Origin of the sequence: Methylomonas sp. LW13, assembly GCF_016865255.1 — a bacterium.
Lineage (GTDB): Bacteria > Pseudomonadota > Gammaproteobacteria > Methylococcales > Methylomonadaceae > Methylomonas.
Window position 1 is genome coordinate 4,332,062 of the sequence record NZ_CP033381.1, and the last position, 15,886, is coordinate 4,347,947.

Below are 15,886 nucleotides of genomic sequence, written 5' to 3' on the forward strand. Positions count from 1 at the left end.
TTAAATATCAAAGATGTCATCGCTACCGATTTGCTGCCTGGGTGCGGGCAAGCCAAAATGACTGTATGCCTTATGAGTGACCACTCGCCCCCTGGGGGTACGCATAATAAAACCCTGCTGCAGTAAATAAGGTTCCAACACGTCTTCGACCGTGCCACGTTCCTCGCTGATTACCGCAGCCAGCGTATCCAGGCCAACCGGACCGCCTTGAAAATGCTCTATCATGGCCGTCAACAGTTTACGGTCCAGCATATCGAAACCTTGCTGATCGATTTTCAGCATCTCCAATGCCCGCCTAGCAATATCGCGAGTCACGGTGCCGTTGCCTTTGACTTCGGCAAAGTCGCGAACCCTGCGCAACAACCGGTTGGCAATCCTCGGCGTACCGCGCGAGCGACAAGCAATCTCGTCCGCCCCGCCGCTATCCATGCCTATATTCAACAGTGTCGCCGACCGACTGACGATACTGGCCAGTTCCTCAACGGTGTAAAACTCAAGGCGTTGGACGATACCGAAACGGTCGCGTAAAGGCGATGTCAACAAACCGGCTCGGGTCGTCGCGCCTATCAGCGTAAATGGCGGCAAATCCAGCTTAATCGAGCGGGCTGCCGGGCCTTCGCCTATTATAATATCAATTTGGTAGTCTTCCATAGCCGGATACAGCACCTCTTCCACTGCCGGGCTGAGCCTATGGATTTCGTCGATGAATAACACATCATGGGCTTGTAGATTGGTCAGCAAAGCCGCCAAATCGCCGGCTTTATCCAGCACCGGACCCGAGGTTTGACGAATGTTGACATTCATCTCCGCAGCCACGATGTTGGCCAGCGTGGTTTTCCCCAAACCCGGCGGGCCGAAAATCAACACATGATCCAACGCTTCAGAGCGCGTTACCGCCGCCTGGATAAAGATTTCCATCTGCTCGCGCAGTTCTTTTTGCCCGACATAGTCTTTCAAGCGCTTGGGGCGAATAGCTCGGTCCACTCGCTCTTCGTCATGATTACCGTGCGCGGTAACCAATCTGTCGCTTTCGATCATTTAACCGCACCGCGCAGCGCCAGACGAATAATGTCCTCGCAGCTTTTATCGTCTGTAGCAACCGCTTGCACCATCCGCGCCGCGTCCGGTGGCTTATAACCCAGGGCACACAGCGCGCTAATCGCCTCCTGCTTAGGACTTGCTGCCAAACCGGGAAGCGAACTTGGGCTATCACTAGCTGCCGATAGTTTGTTTAGTTCCGGTAAACGACCACGCATTTCGATAATCAAGCGTTCGGCGGTTTTTTGGCCGACGCCCGGCAAGCGCACCAAACCTTTTACATCGTTATCATGGACGCAACGATAGAATTCTTCGGTACTTTGCCCGGACAGAACAGTCAACGCCAGCTTGGGGCCGACACCATTGACTTTGATCAGGGTTCTGAACAGCATGCGTTCGCTTTCTGTGGCAAAACCGAACAGGATATGCGCGTCCTCGCGAACCACGAGATGCGTATGTAGCTTAACTACTTCACCCAATGCCGGCAGGTCGTAAAAGGTATTCATCGGCGCTTCGATTTCGTAACCGACACCGTGTACGTCCAACAACAGTTGCGGAGGAGCTTTGTAAATCAATTTACCGCATAAAAAACCGATCATGAAATCGCCTTCTGCAAACGCATCGCGGTCTCCTGATAGTGGCTATGACACAGGCCAATCGCCAATGCATCGCTAGCATCGATCTGCATGTCACCTTGAATGCTCAACAAAATTTTCACCATATGCTGCACTTGCTGCTTATCGGCATTGCCCTTGCCTACCAAGGCCTGTTTAACTTGCCTAGCCGCATATTCGAAAACCGGCAGATCTCGATTTAAGGTGGCGCAAATCGCAGCGCCGCGCGCTTGCCCTAGCTTCAGGGCAGAATCGGCATTCTTGTGCATAAACACTTGCTCTATGGCCATTTGCTCAGGACGGTACAACTCAATCACCTGGCTAACACCATCAAAAATCTGCTTCAAGCGCTCGGGAAATTCGTCGGATTTGATACGAATGCAGCCGCTCGCTACGTAGCGAATACCGCGCGATGTCGACTCCACCACACCGTATCCGGTGATGCGCGAGCCGGGATCTATACCTAAAATTCTGGTCAACAGTGTATTGGTGCGAGTAATTTTGCGGTGTGATTAGGCATCGAGCGCAGCCATGATGTCATCGCTGATGTCGGCATTCGAGTAAACGTCCTGCACATCGTCCAGATCTTCCAAACGGTCGATCAACTTCAGCATTTTTTCGGCGGATTCGCTATCCAATTCAGTCTTAACGTCGGCATGCATCGTCACTTCGGCGTTTTCCGGCTCGAAGCCCGCAGCAAGCATAGCTTCCTTGACGGTCATATAGTCTTCAGGGGTGGTAAACACGTCGATAGAACCATCGTCGTTGGTGACCACGTCCTCGGCGCCGGCCTCCATCGCGGCTTCCATCACTGCGTCTTCATCGACGCCGTTGGCGTAGCTGATAATGCCGACCTTGCGAAACATATAAGCCACCGAACCGTCCGTGCCCAAGTTGCCGCCAGCCTTGGAGAATGCGTGCCTTACATCTGCAACGGTACGATTGCGATTATCGGTTAAGCAATTCACCATCACCGCCGTGCCGCCAGGACCGTAACCTTCGTATCGCACCTCTTCGTAAACCACGCCATCAACCGCGCCGATGGCCTTTTTGATGGTGTTGTCGATGGTATCGCGCTTCATGTTAGCGCCAAGCGCTTTATCGATAGCGGTACGCAAACTCGGGTTATTGGCAGGATCACCACCACCCGATCCTTTTGCGGCCACGGTAATCTCGCGAATCAGTTTGGTAAAAATCTTGCCGCGTTTTGCGTCCTGCGCGCCTTTACGATGCTTGATGTTAGCCCACTTACTATGCCCAGCCATTCTATCTCTCTGAATCTGCTAAAAATTTGGAAATTTTACCATCGTCCCGCCGGCTTATCGACCCTTGCTTACAATACTAGCGGCAATATAGCTGCTAACGAAGCATCCGAGACGTAGCTATCCGCTTGCTCTTCCACCAAGGGTCTGCGGACGACACCGCCGAAACCTATCATATAAGCACCGGCCAATTTAGCTTCCAGATCGGTCTTGCCGTCGCCTATCATAACCAAGGACGAATGATGCATCCTCAGTCGGCGACAAATCCTGGCTTTGCCGCCACTGACGGCCAACGGCGAGTGTCGGGCAAAATCCTGGTAATTACCGTCTTCGTCAAACAGCACATCAACCGCATGCACATGCGCTTCCGGTATGCCCAGTTGCTCCGCCAAAGGTAGTATCGCCTGCCGCAAGCCGCCGCTTATGATGTGGATCAGCTTATTATTGGCTTGCAGGGTTTTAATTGTGTCGCTGACACCGTCAACCATTTCGGCAATATACAACTCGGCCAACCAGTTTATCGCGGCTTGGTCGGGTTTGATCAAATCCAACCGGTTCGCGTAGACATCCTCAAGGGCCAATTCGCCGTTCATAGCTGCATCGGTTAACGCCGCAACCTGTTCGAATAAACCGTTACGCCTAGCCAATTCATCGATACCTTCGACCCGGCTCAGCGTACTGTCGCAATCGAAACAAACAACTTCAAAACTCATAACGCGATCTGCCTTGCTGTGTGCACCGCAGGCACCTCGCAAACCGATTTCAATACTTGCTCATTTAAGGGATCAGAGATGCTGATGACCATCATCGCCAATTGATGTTCGTCGGCGATACTGACTTGCATGCGGGTAATATTGATATTGGCAACGCCCAAGATCGAGCTAATCGCCGCAATCACGCCCGGCTTATCATCGTGGCGAGTGATCAGTAACGCGCCTTCCGGCACCACTTCAATTTCGAAATGATTGATACTGACCAAGCGTGGATGTTGATTTCCTAACAACGTTCCCGCCAGAGATACCGACTTATCGGTGCAGTGCCCGGTAATTTTGATTAGAGACTGATAGCCTTCCGATTCCTCGGTCTGGGACTCAATTAGCGTTATACCTTGGCGTTTGGCAATGTTCTCAACATTGACGCGGTTAACCGGCGTGGAAAGCTGCCCCCCCAACAAACCGACCATCGCCTCTGCGGAAATCGGCCGAATTTTTACCTCAGCAGCCTTTCCATAAACCGCAACTTCCAATTTTTGAATCGGTTGATCGATCAACCCTACTAAAACCTTACCGAGAATATTAGCAAGGTTCATAAATGGTTGAGCCTTGGATAGCTCTTCTGCCGACAACTTAGGGAGATTCAAAGCATTAACAGCTTCGCCGGTTTGCAAATATTTAACCGCCTGGCGGGCAATTTCGACACTCACCGCCACTTGCGCTTCTTTGGTCGAAGCGCCCAAATGCGGCGTAAATACCACATTATCCAGTGTAAGCAATGGCGAATCCTTGGGGGGCTCTTGCTCATAAACGTCCAGCGCGGCACCAGCGATCCGGCCGTCTTTCAAAGCATCATATAATGCCGATTCGTCAACCAAGCCGCCGCGCGCGCAATTGATCAACCGTGCAGATTTTTTCATCATCGCCAATTGTTCCCGGCCGATAATGTTTTTGGTTTTTTCCAGCAAAGGGCAATGCAGAGTCAAATAGTCGGCTTGTTTAACCAAAGCCTCCAAATCAACCATTTCCGCGCCATGTATGGCAAAAACATCCGGCGCTACAAACGGATCATAAGCGATCACGCGCATGCCCAAACCGTTGCCGCGTTGCGCGACTATCCGGCCGATAGTACCAAAACCCAGCACTGCCAGAGTTTTATGAGCAATTTCGGCGCCCATCAACTTAGAGCGCTCCCATTTGCCGTCTCTGACCGATTGATTGGCAAACGGTAGATTGCGACTCAAGGAAAACATATGCGCGATAGCGAGTTCCGCGGTCGTGGTGGCATTGGCATCAGGCGTATTCATTACGATAACGCCTTGTTCAGTAGCGGCATTTAAGTCAACATTATCGACCCCTATGCCGGCACGCCCAACCACCTTCAGGCGAGTCGCAGCTTTTAAAACTTTAGCTGTCACCTGAGTATCGCTGCGAATCAATAAGGCGTCGAACTCCGGAATAATCTCACACAACTCGTCTTCATTTAAGCCGGTTTGGATATGTATCTGTATACCGTCCTGGACATTCAAGAAATTAATGCCGTCTTCCGCAAGCTTGTCTGAAATCAGTATCTTTTTCATCGCCATGACTGGATTATTGGATAAAACCGGCATTTTAGCAGCTTTGCTATAATCGCCGTAATGCGCGTTCCCGACAAACAACCAAAGTCTATTACTTATGAGAATAAAATCGGCGCTTGGCGTCCTATCGGTGATCTGTTTACTTGGCGCAATCGCCTGGTGGCTGACTTACACTAAAAGTTTCGCCCCCAACGCCGTTTTTACAACATTGACAGGCGAACGACTGGCAATTGCCGAGCTGAAAGGCAAGCCCGTATTGATAACATTTTGGGCAACCGACTGCCCTAGCTGTCTTGAGGAAATTCCGGATTTGATTGCATTGCATCAGCAAGGCCTGAAAATCATTGCTGTGGCAATGCCATACGACCCGCCTAGCCGCGTGCAAACATTAGCCAAAGAACGTCAGCTTCCTTATCAAGTTGCTCTTGATATAGATGGTAGTCTTGTACATGCTTTTGGTGATGTGCAATTGACCCCAACGATGTTTTTAATAGACAAACAGGGCGTGATCATCATGCACAAAATCGGCGCTTTCGATTTAGCATCTTTAAAAACACTTCTGACGCAATTATAGAAAACTACTTTGTAATTTAGCTATAGAGGTGTTGTCTGGTAACAGTAAATCCGCAAAAGAGAAGAGAGCAGCAGCGGGGTGATTTTTAGTCAAAAAAAAGCCCCGCTATAGCTAGCGGGGCTTTTGGTTTAAGAGCTTGGCGATGACCTACTTTCACATGGCAACCTGCCACACTATCATCGGCGCTAAGCGGTTTCACTTCCGAGTTCGGGATGGGATCGGGTGGTTCACGCTTGCTATGTTCACCAAGCAAACTGGTTTGGCTGCTTTTAGTCAGCCTTCATAAACAGGTTATAAGCTTTTGCTTTTAGGAAAAACCTTTGGGTGATGCGTTCGCATTTAACTTAGGTTGTTCCCGGTCCTGTTTTTCATGGAAATCTGTATTGAGCTTATCGTTCTCAGTTGGTTATCAGCTTGTCATCTGACCTGACCCAAACGCATTGGGTGTTATATGGTCAAGCCTCACGGGCAATTAGTACACGTTAGCTACGCCCATTACTGGACTTCCACACCGTGCCTATCAACGTCGTAGTCTCCGACGGCCCTTCAGGGGACTTAAAGTCCCAGTGAGATCTCATCTTGGGAGGGGCTTCCCGCTTAGATGCTTTCAGCGGTTATCCTGTCCGAACGTGGCTACCCGGCAATGCCATTGGCATGACAACCGGAACACCAGAGGTTCGTCCACTTCGGTCCTCTCGTACTAGAAGCAGCTTCCCTCAAATCTCAAACGCCCACGGCAGATAGGGACCGAACTGTCTCACGACGTTCTGAACCCAGCTCGCGTACCACTTTAAATGGCGAACAGCCATACCCTTGGGACCTGCTTCAGCCCCAGGATGTGATGAGCCGACATCGAGGTGCCAAACACCGCCGTCGATATGAACTCTTGGGCGGTATCAGCCTGTTATCCCCGGCGTACCTTTTATCCGTTGAGCGATGGCCCTTCCATACAGAACCACCGGATCACTAAGACCTACTTTCGTACCTGCTCGACTTGTCCGTCTCGCAGTCAAGCACCCTTATGCCTTTGCACTCATTGCCTGATTTCCGACCAGGCTGAGGGTACCTTCGTGCTCCTCCGTTACTCTTTAGGAGGAGACCGCCCCAGTCAAACTACCCACCAGACACTGTCCCTAATCCAGATAATGGATCGAGGTTAGAACTCCAAACATACCAGGGTGGTATTTCAAGGTTGGCTCCACGAGAACTGGCGTTCCCGCTTCAAAGCCTCCCACCTATCCTACACAAGTAGGTTCAAAGTCCAGTGTCAAGCTATAGTAAAGGTGCACGGGGTCTTTCCGTCTAGCCGCGGGTACACTGCATCTTCACAGCGATTTCAATTTCACTGAGTCCCAGGTGGAGACAGTGTGGCCATCGTTACGCCATTCGTGCAGGTCGGAACTTACCCGACAAGGAATTTCGCTACCTTAGGACCGTTATAGTTACGGCCGCCGTTTACTGGGGCTTCGATCAAGAGCTTCTCCGAAGATAACCCCATCAATTAACCTTCCAGCACCGGGCAGGCGTCACACCCTATACGTCCACTTTCGTGTTTGCAGAGTGCTATGTTTTTGCTAAACAGTCGCAGCCACCGATTTTTTGCAACCCCCTTCCGCTCCAGTCGCGAGGACCTTCACGTAATGAGGGCATACCTTCTCCCGAAGTTACGGTATCATTTTGCCTAGTTCCTTCACCTGGGTTCTCTCAAGCGCCTTAGAATTTTCATCCCACCCACCTGTGTCGGTTTAGGGTACGGCCACTAGTAACCTGAAGCTTAGAGGTTTTTCCTGGAAGCAGGGCATCTATCACTTCGCTGTTCTTTCGAACCGCTCGTCATCACGTCTCGGCATAGAGCACCCCGGATTTGCCTAAGATGCATGCCTACCTGCTTAAACGGCCACTTCCAACCGACCGCTGATATAGCCTTCTCCGTCACCCCATCGCAGTTACTACTGGTACAGGAATATTAACCTGTTTTCCATCGACTACGCTTTTCAGCCTCGCCTTAGGTGCCGACTAACCCTGCGTCGATTAACGTTGCGCAGGAAACCTTGGGTTTTCGGCGAGGGGGTTTTTCACCCCCTTTATCGTTACTTATGTCAGCATTCGCACTTCCGATACCTCCAGCCGACTTCTCAATCGACCTTCGCAGGCGTACGGAACGCTCCTCTACCACTCACACTTACGTGTAAATCCGTAGCTTCGGTACTATGCTTAGCCCCGGTAAATCTTCCGCGCAGACCGACTCGACCAGTGAGCTATTACGCTTTCTTTAAAGGATGGCTGCTTCTAAGCCAACCTCCTGGCTGTCTGTGCCTTTCCACATCGTTTCCCACTGAGCATAGATTTGGGGACCTTAGCTGACGGTCTGGGCTGTTTCCCTTTTCACGACGGACCTTATCACCCGCCGTGTGTCTCCCGTGCTGGCACTTGCTGGTATTCGGAGTTTGCATCGGGTTGGTAAGTCGGGATGACCCCCTAGCCGAAACAGTGCTCTACCCCCAGCAGTGATACACGAGGCGCTACCTAAATAGCTTTCGAGGAGAACCAGCTATCTCCGAGCTTGATTAGCCTTTCACTCCGATCCACAGCTCATCCCCGTCTTTTTCAACAGACGTGGGTTCGGCCCTCCAGTTAGTATTACCCAACCTTCAGCCTGGCCATGGATAGATCGCCCGGTTTCGGGTCTACACCTTGCGACTAAACGCCCTATTAAGACTCGCTTTCGCTACGCCTCCCCTATTCGGTTAAGCTTGCCACAAAATGTAAGTCGCTGACCCATTATACAAAAGGTACGCAGTCACCCCACGAAGGGGCTCCCACTGCTTGTACGCATACGGTTTCAGGTTCTATTTCACTCCGCTCTCCGCGGTTCTTTTCGCCTTTCCCTCACGGTACTAGTTCACTATCGGTCAGTAAGGAGTATTTAGCCTTGGAGGATGGTCCCCCCATATTCAGTCAAAGTTTCACGTGCTCCGACCTACTCGATTTCACTAGAAAAAGGTTTTCGTGTACGGGGCTATCACCCTGTATCGCCGGACTTTCCAGACCGTTCCACTAACCTTATCCTAGCTTAAGGGCTAGTCCCCGTTCGCTCGCCACTACTTAGGGAATCTCGGTTGATTTCTTTTCCTCCGGGTACTTAGATGTTTCAGTTCTCCGGGTTCGCTTCAGTGAGCTATGTATTCACTCAAAGATGACGCGCTTATGCGCGCCGGGTTTCCCCATTCGGACATCTCTGGATCACAGCCGGTTTGCAGGCTCCCCAAAGCTTTTCGCATGCTACAACGTCCTTCATCGCCTCTTACTGCCTAGGCATTCACCGTATGCGCTTATTCACTTGACCATATAACCCGAATACGTCTGTACTTTGGTTATACTGTCAGCTGACATTTTCGCTGATTTTTTCTGCTTGAGAACGACATGCCGTTTGCTTTCAGCCTTTCTCTTTCGAGACTGACGTTATTCAAACCGCAACTCGTTTTAGTGTTGATCATTGCTGATCATTACTATAGTTACAGATTTCCATATTGTTAAAGAGCTATCGGTACGAATACCAATGCTATAAAGTCTTTATCTGTTGCCGCCGATAAAACCCTATAGCGTTGATGTTCATCCACTATTTTTCTTACGTTTGACGAACTGGTTGACCCTCAGCGTTCAGCATGATGGTGGAGCCAGGGAGGATCGAACTCCCGACCTCCTGCGTGCAAGGCAGGCGCTCTCCCAGCTGAGCTATGGCCCCTAAAGCAGACTAAAGCCAAGACTCAAGCCGAAACGTGACTAAGCACAGCGCCAGTTATTCTAACCAGGCGTGTGGTCTGATTGTGTTTCGCCTTATTGCTTTCGCCTTTTATGCGTTGGTGGGTCTGGGAGGAGTTGAACCTCCGACCTCACCCTTATCAGGGGTGCGCTCTAACCAACTGAGCTACAGACCCAGGTGCGTCTTTCAATCGAAATAATTTGTTGTGAGTACGTGTAACGGTGTGCCGTCTTTGTAAGGAGGTGATCCAGCCCCAGGTTCCCCTAGGGCTACCTTGTTACGACTTCACCCCAGTCATGAATCACAAAGTGGTAAGCGCCCTCCCGAAGGTTAAACTACCTACTTCTTTTGCAACCCACTCCCATGGTGTGACGGGCGGTGTGTACAAGGCCCGGGAACGTATTCACCGCGGCATTCTGATCCGCGATTACTAGCGATTCCGACTTCACGCAGTCGAGTTGCAGACTGCGATCCGGACTGGGACCGGCTTTTTGGGATTCGCTTACTCTCGCGAGTTCGCAGCCCTCTGTACCGGCCATTGTAGCACGTGTGTAGCCCTACCCATAAGGGCCATGATGACTTGACGTCGTCCCCACCTTCCTCCGGTTTATCACCGGCAGTCTCCCTAGAGTTCCCGGCATGACCCGCTGGCAACTAAGGATAAGGGTTGCGCTCGTTACGGGACTTAACCCAACATTTCACAACACGAGCTGACGACAGCCATGCAGCACCTGTCTCAGAGTTCCCGAAGGCACTCCGCTATCTCTAACAGATTCTCTGGATGTCAAGGGTAGGTAAGGTTCTTCGCGTTGCATCGAATTAAACCACATGCTCCACCGCTTGTGCGGGCCCCCGTCAATTCATTTGAGTTTTAGCCTTGCGGCCGTACTCCCCAGGCGGTCAACTTAATACGTTAGCTCCACTACTAAGTTCTTTAAGAACCCAACAGTTAGTTGACATCGTTTACGGCGTGGACTACCAGGGTATCTAATCCTGTTTGCTACCCACGCTTTCGTACCTCAGCGTCAGTTTTAGTCCAGGGAGCCGCCTTCGCCACTGGTGTTCCTTCAGATCTCTACGCATTTCACCGCTACACCTGAAATTCCACTCCCCTCTACTAAACTCTAGTTGCCCAGTATCAAATGCAGTTCCCAGGTTAAGCCCAGGGCTTTCACATCTGACTTAAACAACCGCCTACGCACGCTTTACGCCCAGTAATTCCGATTAACGCTTGCACCCTCCGTATTACCGCGGCTGCTGGCACGGAGTTAGCCGGTGCTTCTTGTATAGGTAATGTCAGTCTACCGGGTATTAACCGATAGGTATTCCTTCCTATTGAAAGTGCTTTACAACCCTCAGGCCTTCTTCACACACGCGGTATTGCTGGATCAGGCTTTCGCCCATTGTCCAATATTCCCCACTGCTGCCTCCCGTAGGAGTCTGGGCCGTGTCTCAGTCCCAGTGTGGCTGATCATCCTCTCAGACCAGCTACGGATCGTCGCCTTGGTAGGCCTTTACCCCACCAACTAGCTAATCCGACATAGGCTCATCTATTAGCGCCAGGCCCGAAGGTCCCCAGCTTTCCCCCGTAGGGCGTATGCGGTATTAGCGTGAGTTTCCCCACGTTGTCCCCCACTAATAGGCAGATTCCTATGCATTACTCACCCGTCCGCCACTCGTCAGCGCCCGAAGGCCTGCTACCGTTCGACTTGCATGTGTTAAGCATACCGCCAGCGTTCAATCTGAGCCATGATCAAACTCTTCAGTTTAATTTTAACTTGCCACTAAATAAGATTAGTGACCAATCTTGGCTCGACTACAGAACATCTTTTCTTGCGAATTGACGTGGTTTCTGTGTCGACTATTTCTAACGGCACATAGTCGCTACACATACCCACACAAATTATTTCGATTTCGTTTGTTAAAGAGCCAGAGCATTTCGCCCTGTTGAGCCGACATATTCTACAGCGTTTTCAGTGTTTGTCAAATTTATTTTTAAGTCATTTCAAAAACCGAAACCAAAAAAACAAACCCGCCAATCAACAACCTCAAACCCGCCGAACCAAGTCGACCGCTTCACCGCTAAAACTTAAAAGCCAGAGCAGTGAAGAGCCGCTCATTCTAATCACCCAACATCCTCGCGTCAAGAAATTATTTCTATTCGCGCAAACTTTCTTTTCCCTACTTGATAAACATGCCTCGCAGGCGCCGAAATTAAAGCTTTGGGATCCTCCAGTTTTTCACCATCAATCTTTACTGCACCTTGTTTGATCAAACGTAGCGCTTCAGAAGTACTTTCCACTAACCCAGCATTTTTCAACACATTAGCAATCGGCATTCCCTGTTCATCGACTTTAATTTGAACCTCCTCGATAACATCCGGTAGCGCCCCGCGCTGAAATCGGGCCTCAAAACTTTCCAGAGCCGTTTTTGCAGCCTGCAACCCATGAAATCTACCAACAATCTCCTGCGCAAGCGCAACTTTGTAATTTCTTGGGTTCTCACCACTCTCGCACGCAGCCCGCCAACTTTCTATTTCAGTCATTGGCTTAAAGCTCAGTAACTTAAAGTAACGCCACATGAGCTCATCTGAGATCGACATGATCTTGCCAAACATATCATCAGGAACGTCGGCTATACCTATATAGTTGTTAAGCGATTTGGACATTTTCTGGACACCATCAAGTCCTTCCAATATCGGCATAGTTAGAACGACTTGCGGCTTTTGCCCATAACCTTCCTGCAATTGCCTACCCATCAACAAGTTAAATTTCTGATCCGTACCACCCAACTCAACATCCGCTTTCATGACCACCGAGTCATAGCCTTGTATTAAGGGGTACAAGAATTCGTGAATTGCAATCGGTTGACCACCCTTATATCGCTTACTGAAATCATCACGCTCCAGCATTCTCGCCACGGTGTTTCTTGCCGCCAACTGGATTAGCTCAGCACTGGTCATCACCCCCATCCACGCCGAATTAAACTTCACCTCGGTTCTTTCGGGATCAAGAATCTTGAACACCTGTGCCTGATAGGTTTTCGCGTTTTCCGCCACTTCTTCACGACTCAACGGCTTACGGGTGACGTTTTTGCCAGTCGGATCACCTATCATCGCGGTAAAATCGCCGATCAAAAATTGCACGTTATGCCCGGCATCCTGAAATTGCTTCAGCTTATTAATCAGCACCGTGTGCCCCAGATGCAAATCAGGCGCGGTCGGGTCAAATCCGGCCTTGATTGTTAGCGGCCGATTTTCCTCCAATTTTTTGACCAAATCAGATTCCAGCAAAATTTCTTCAGCGCCGTAACGCAACTGAGCCAAGGTTTCTTGCAACAATTTATTCTCCAATTAGCCTTAAGTTTTGGCCGCGCATTATAAGTGATGGAATTGTAGGGAAGGATAAAAAATGGCCTTTTGTTGGCCTTATGCACCAAAATTCCCTACAATGAAACGCTCGACAAACAATGAAGTGTGATTACTGTGAAGAACAGAATACTCAAGTCGGTGCTTTTAGGCACCTGCACCGTTGTTGCCGCCAGCGCAAGTTACGGATTGATACCGCATAAAGGTTTTGAAGACGCAAAAACCTTGGAGCAAGACAGACTGATCTCGTCCAAGATCAACCAATACACCAAATACGTAGAACCTCCCGAAGCGCAACACCTCAACATCACCGAGGAACTTGAACACACCGTTAAATCCGGCGAGAACCTCTCCAGCATTTTTTCCGCACTCAATTTAAGCCGGGAAGATTTGCATAAAATCATCCACGCCAACCCTACCGGCAAACAATTCGCCGACGTCGAACCAGGTCAAGACGTCGTCGCTACGTTGAACGCTTCAGGCGAACTGGAACAGTTGACTTACAGCAAAAATCCGTTCGAAACATTGATAGCCACGCGGCATGACGACAATTTCGACGTGGAACTACTCAGTAAAAAAGTCGATTACCAAATTGCCAGCGCTAAAGGCTCTATCGATTCCTCACTGTTCGAAGACGGCAAGGAAGCTGGCCTGCCGGAAAAACTAATCCTGAAACTGGCTGACATCTTTGCCTGGGACATCGACTTCGCACTTAATTTAAGAGACGGCGACCAATTTACGGTCGTCTATGAAAAGCTATTTGTAGACGGCAAAGAATTCGACACCGGCGAGATCCTGTCGGTTGAATTCGTCAACCAGGGCAAGACCTATACCGCCGTGCGCTTCGAAGACAACCAAGGCAACACCGGTTATTACACCCCGGACGGCAATGGCCTGCGCAAAGCCTTTCTGCAAACGCCGATGGATTTTGCCAAAATCAGCTCGCACTTTGATTTGCACCGCAAGCATCCCATCCTGAATACCATACGCGCTCACAAAGGCGTCGATTATTCCGCAGCCATCGGCACACCAGTTAAAACCACCGGCGACGGCAAAATCGTCTTCCGCGGCGTGAAAAACGGCTACGGCAATGTAGTGGAAATCGAACACGGCCAAAAATACTCAACTTTGTACGCCCACCTGTCCGGTTTCAAATCCGGTCAAAAACTCGGCAGCGCCATTAAACAAGGCGACGTGATCGGTTATGTCGGCAAAACCGGCTTAGCTACCGGCCCGCATTTGCATTATGAATTCCGTATCGGTGGCATGCATGTCAACCCGGTTACCGCCAAAATACCTCACTCCATGCCTATGGACAAAGCCTTATTGGCCAAATTCAAAGCACAAACCCAGCCATTTTTGGCGCAACTGAAACAAGCCAAAGGCGACGCACTGGTTGCTCAAAACTAATACAGTGTCCGAGCTTTATATAGGCTTAATGTCAGGGACCAGCGTCGATGGTATCGATGCTGGTCTTGTGGATTTTAGCAACGGCAAAATACAACTTGTCGCATTCCATTACCAACCATTCCCCCCCGAACTCCGGCAAAAAATTCACAAGCTTAGTCAAGCGAATCAACCTGTTTTATTAACAGATTACGGCTCGCTGGATAGCCAGATCGGTCGTTTATTCGGCGAAACCGCGCTGACTTTATTAAGTAACGCTCAGATCCCAGCGAGCGCAATCAAAGCTGTCGGTAGCCACGGCCAAACCGTTTATCACGCCCCGGAGACTGCCAATGGCTTTTCTCTGCAAATCGGCGATCCGAATCGCATCGCCGAAATCACCGGCATCACCACGGTCGCCGATTTCCGCCGCCGCGACATTGCCGTCGGTGGCCAAGGCGCGCCGCTGGTTCCAGCCTTTCATCAAGCGGTTTTTAGCGACGCAGCACAAGCCAGAGTCATCGTCAATATTGGCGGCATCGCCAACATAACGGCGTTAAACGATAAACCGGTCATCGGCTTCGATACCGGCCCCGGCAATGGCTTAATGGACTGGTGGTGTCAGCAACATTACAACCTACCTTATGACCGTAACGGCAACTGGGCAGCCAAGGGCAAAGCCCACCTTGCCCTGCTCGCAGCTTTAAGTGACGACGATTACTTCCGGCTAGCGCCACCGAAAAGCACTGGAAAGGAATATTTTTCGCCTGCATGGTTACAGCAAAAGCTCAGCTTATTTCCAGACCTTGAGCCCGAAGATATTCAAGCCACACTCTGTCAATTCAGCGCCGACACTATCGCCGATGCCATTCGCCAATATGCACCAAATACCTTGCAAACCTTGATTTGCGGCGGCGGAGCACATAACGGCCAATTGATGAAGCTGTTACGGAAAAATCTGGATATGTCTGTAACGTCGACAGCGGAACGGGGAATCGACCCGGACCATGTCGAAGCGATTGCTTTTGCCTGGCTGGCACGGCAAACCCTGAACAATCTGCCGGGAAATCTATGCAGCGTCACGGGCGCAGCTACGCCCGTGGTATTAGGTGGGATTTATCCGGGTAAAAACGGCTTAAGCTGAGAAAGACGAGCCGCAACCGCAGGTAGTGGTCGCATTTGGATTGCGAATCACGAATTGCGCGCCGGATAAGTCCTCCTTGTAATCGATTTCGGCACCGCTAAGATACTGAATACTCATCGAATCAATCAGCACTGTCACACCGTCTTTGAGGATTTGCGTATCGTCGTCATTCACCTCTTCGTCAAAGGTAAAACCATACTGAAATCCGGAACAACCGCCGCCGCTAATATAGACTCTGAGCTTAAGATTATCGTTACCCTCTTCCTGAATTAAACCCGCTACTTTTTGCGCGGCGCTGTCGGTAAACACAATAGGATCGGACATATAAAACTCTATAAGCAATTGAAAGATTGAGCGATTATGACTATACCCAGTAATTCAGTCAAGAATTATCCACTATATTTCCCAGGCTAGCGGTTAAAGCCCTAAAGGCGTAACAACCAGG

The 15,886-nt window shown here is 50.3% G+C and carries 11 protein-coding genes, 2 tRNA genes and 3 rRNA genes; 3 read left to right on the forward strand and 13 right to left on the reverse strand.

Going from position 1 to position 15,886, the window contains the following annotated elements:
• The 6 genes from ruvB to serA all read right to left on the reverse strand — a co-directional run bounded on the left by ruvB (position 1) and on the right by serA (position 5,207).
• The gene (gene ruvB / locus JL719_RS19510; protein WP_201799056.1) at positions 1-1,035 is read right to left on the reverse strand and encodes a Holliday junction branch migration DNA helicase RuvB; all 1,035 of its coding nucleotides are present in this window, start codon (positions 1,033-1,035) and stop codon (positions 1-3) included.
• Entirely contained in the window at positions 1,035-1,637 is a 603-nt protein-coding gene (gene ruvA, locus JL719_RS19515; RefSeq protein WP_033158329.1) for a Holliday junction branch migration protein RuvA, read from the reverse strand. The genes ruvB and ruvA overlap by 1 nt, the downstream gene beginning before the upstream one ends.
• Complete coding sequence (ruvC, locus tag JL719_RS19520; RefSeq protein WP_033158328.1) at positions 1,634-2,131, reverse strand: crossover junction endodeoxyribonuclease RuvC; 498 nt, start codon at positions 2,129-2,131, stop codon at positions 1,634-1,636. Before ruvC ends, ruvA begins: the two co-directional genes overlap by 4 nt.
• Positions 2,132-2,164: 33 nt before the next feature.
• Entirely contained in the window at positions 2,165-2,917 is a 753-nt protein-coding gene (locus tag JL719_RS19525) for a YebC/PmpR family DNA-binding transcriptional regulator (RefSeq protein ID WP_033158327.1), read from the reverse strand.
• Positions 2,918-2,985: 68 nt separating this feature from the next.
• The gene (locus JL719_RS19530; protein ID WP_033158326.1) at positions 2,986-3,627 is read right to left on the reverse strand and encodes an HAD-IB family phosphatase; all 642 of its coding nucleotides are present in this window, start codon (positions 3,625-3,627) and stop codon (positions 2,986-2,988) included.
• On the reverse strand, positions 3,624-5,207 hold the full coding sequence (gene serA, locus JL719_RS19535) for a phosphoglycerate dehydrogenase (protein ID WP_033158461.1): 1,584 nt from the start codon (positions 5,205-5,207) through the stop codon (positions 3,624-3,626). The genes JL719_RS19530 and serA overlap by 4 nt, the downstream gene beginning before the upstream one ends.
• A gap of 97 nt (positions 5,208-5,304) precedes the next feature.
• On the opposite strand from serA, the gene JL719_RS19540 reads away from it, so the two are divergent.
• Complete coding sequence (locus tag JL719_RS19540; RefSeq protein ID WP_033158325.1) at positions 5,305-5,781, forward strand: TlpA family protein disulfide reductase; 477 nt, start codon at positions 5,305-5,307, stop codon at positions 5,779-5,781.
• Positions 5,782-5,915: 134 nt separating this feature from the next.
• Here JL719_RS19540 and rrf read toward each other — a convergent pair.
• The 6 genes from rrf to tyrS form a co-directional block, all read right to left on the reverse strand.
• Positions 5,916-6,031: ribosomal RNA gene (gene rrf, locus JL719_RS19545) — 5S ribosomal RNA — on the reverse strand.
• Between the two features lie 201 nt (positions 6,032-6,232).
• A 23S ribosomal RNA gene (locus JL719_RS19550) occupies positions 6,233-9,127 on the reverse strand.
• Between the two features lie 323 nt (positions 9,128-9,450).
• Positions 9,451-9,526 (reverse strand) — tRNA-Ala (locus JL719_RS19555).
• Positions 9,527-9,642: 116 nt separating this feature from the next.
• Positions 9,643-9,719, reverse strand: a tRNA-Ile gene (locus tag JL719_RS19560).
• A gap of 60 nt (positions 9,720-9,779) precedes the next feature.
• Positions 9,780-11,313 (reverse strand): 16S ribosomal RNA (locus tag JL719_RS19565).
• Together the 16S, 23S and 5S rRNA genes with 2 tRNA genes alongside form the textbook arrangement of a ribosomal RNA operon.
• Positions 11,314-11,687: 374 nt before the next feature.
• Positions 11,688-12,881, reverse strand: coding sequence for a tyrosine--tRNA ligase (gene tyrS / locus JL719_RS19570; protein ID WP_033159311.1), 1,194 nt, complete (start codon positions 12,879-12,881; stop codon positions 11,688-11,690).
• Between the two features lie 147 nt (positions 12,882-13,028).
• Here tyrS and JL719_RS19575 point away from each other — a divergent pair, with 147 nt between their 5' ends.
• Both JL719_RS19575 and JL719_RS19580 read left to right on the forward strand, forming a co-directional pair.
• The gene (locus JL719_RS19575) at positions 13,029-14,321 is read left to right on the forward strand and encodes a peptidoglycan DD-metalloendopeptidase family protein (RefSeq protein WP_033159310.1); all 1,293 of its coding nucleotides are present in this window, start codon (positions 13,029-13,031) and stop codon (positions 14,319-14,321) included.
• A 4-nt stretch (positions 14,322-14,325) separates the two neighbouring features.
• The gene (locus JL719_RS19580; protein WP_033159304.1) at positions 14,326-15,441 is read left to right on the forward strand and encodes an anhydro-N-acetylmuramic acid kinase; all 1,116 of its coding nucleotides are present in this window, start codon (positions 14,326-14,328) and stop codon (positions 15,439-15,441) included.
• Here the strand turns inward: JL719_RS19580 and erpA are convergent.
• A complete protein-coding gene (gene erpA / locus JL719_RS19585) occupies positions 15,433-15,765 on the reverse strand; it encodes an iron-sulfur cluster insertion protein ErpA (RefSeq protein ID WP_033159303.1) in 333 nt (110 codons plus the stop codon). The two genes, JL719_RS19580 and erpA, sit on opposite strands and share 9 nt — an antisense overlap.
• Positions 15,766-15,886 lie beyond the last annotated feature (121 nt).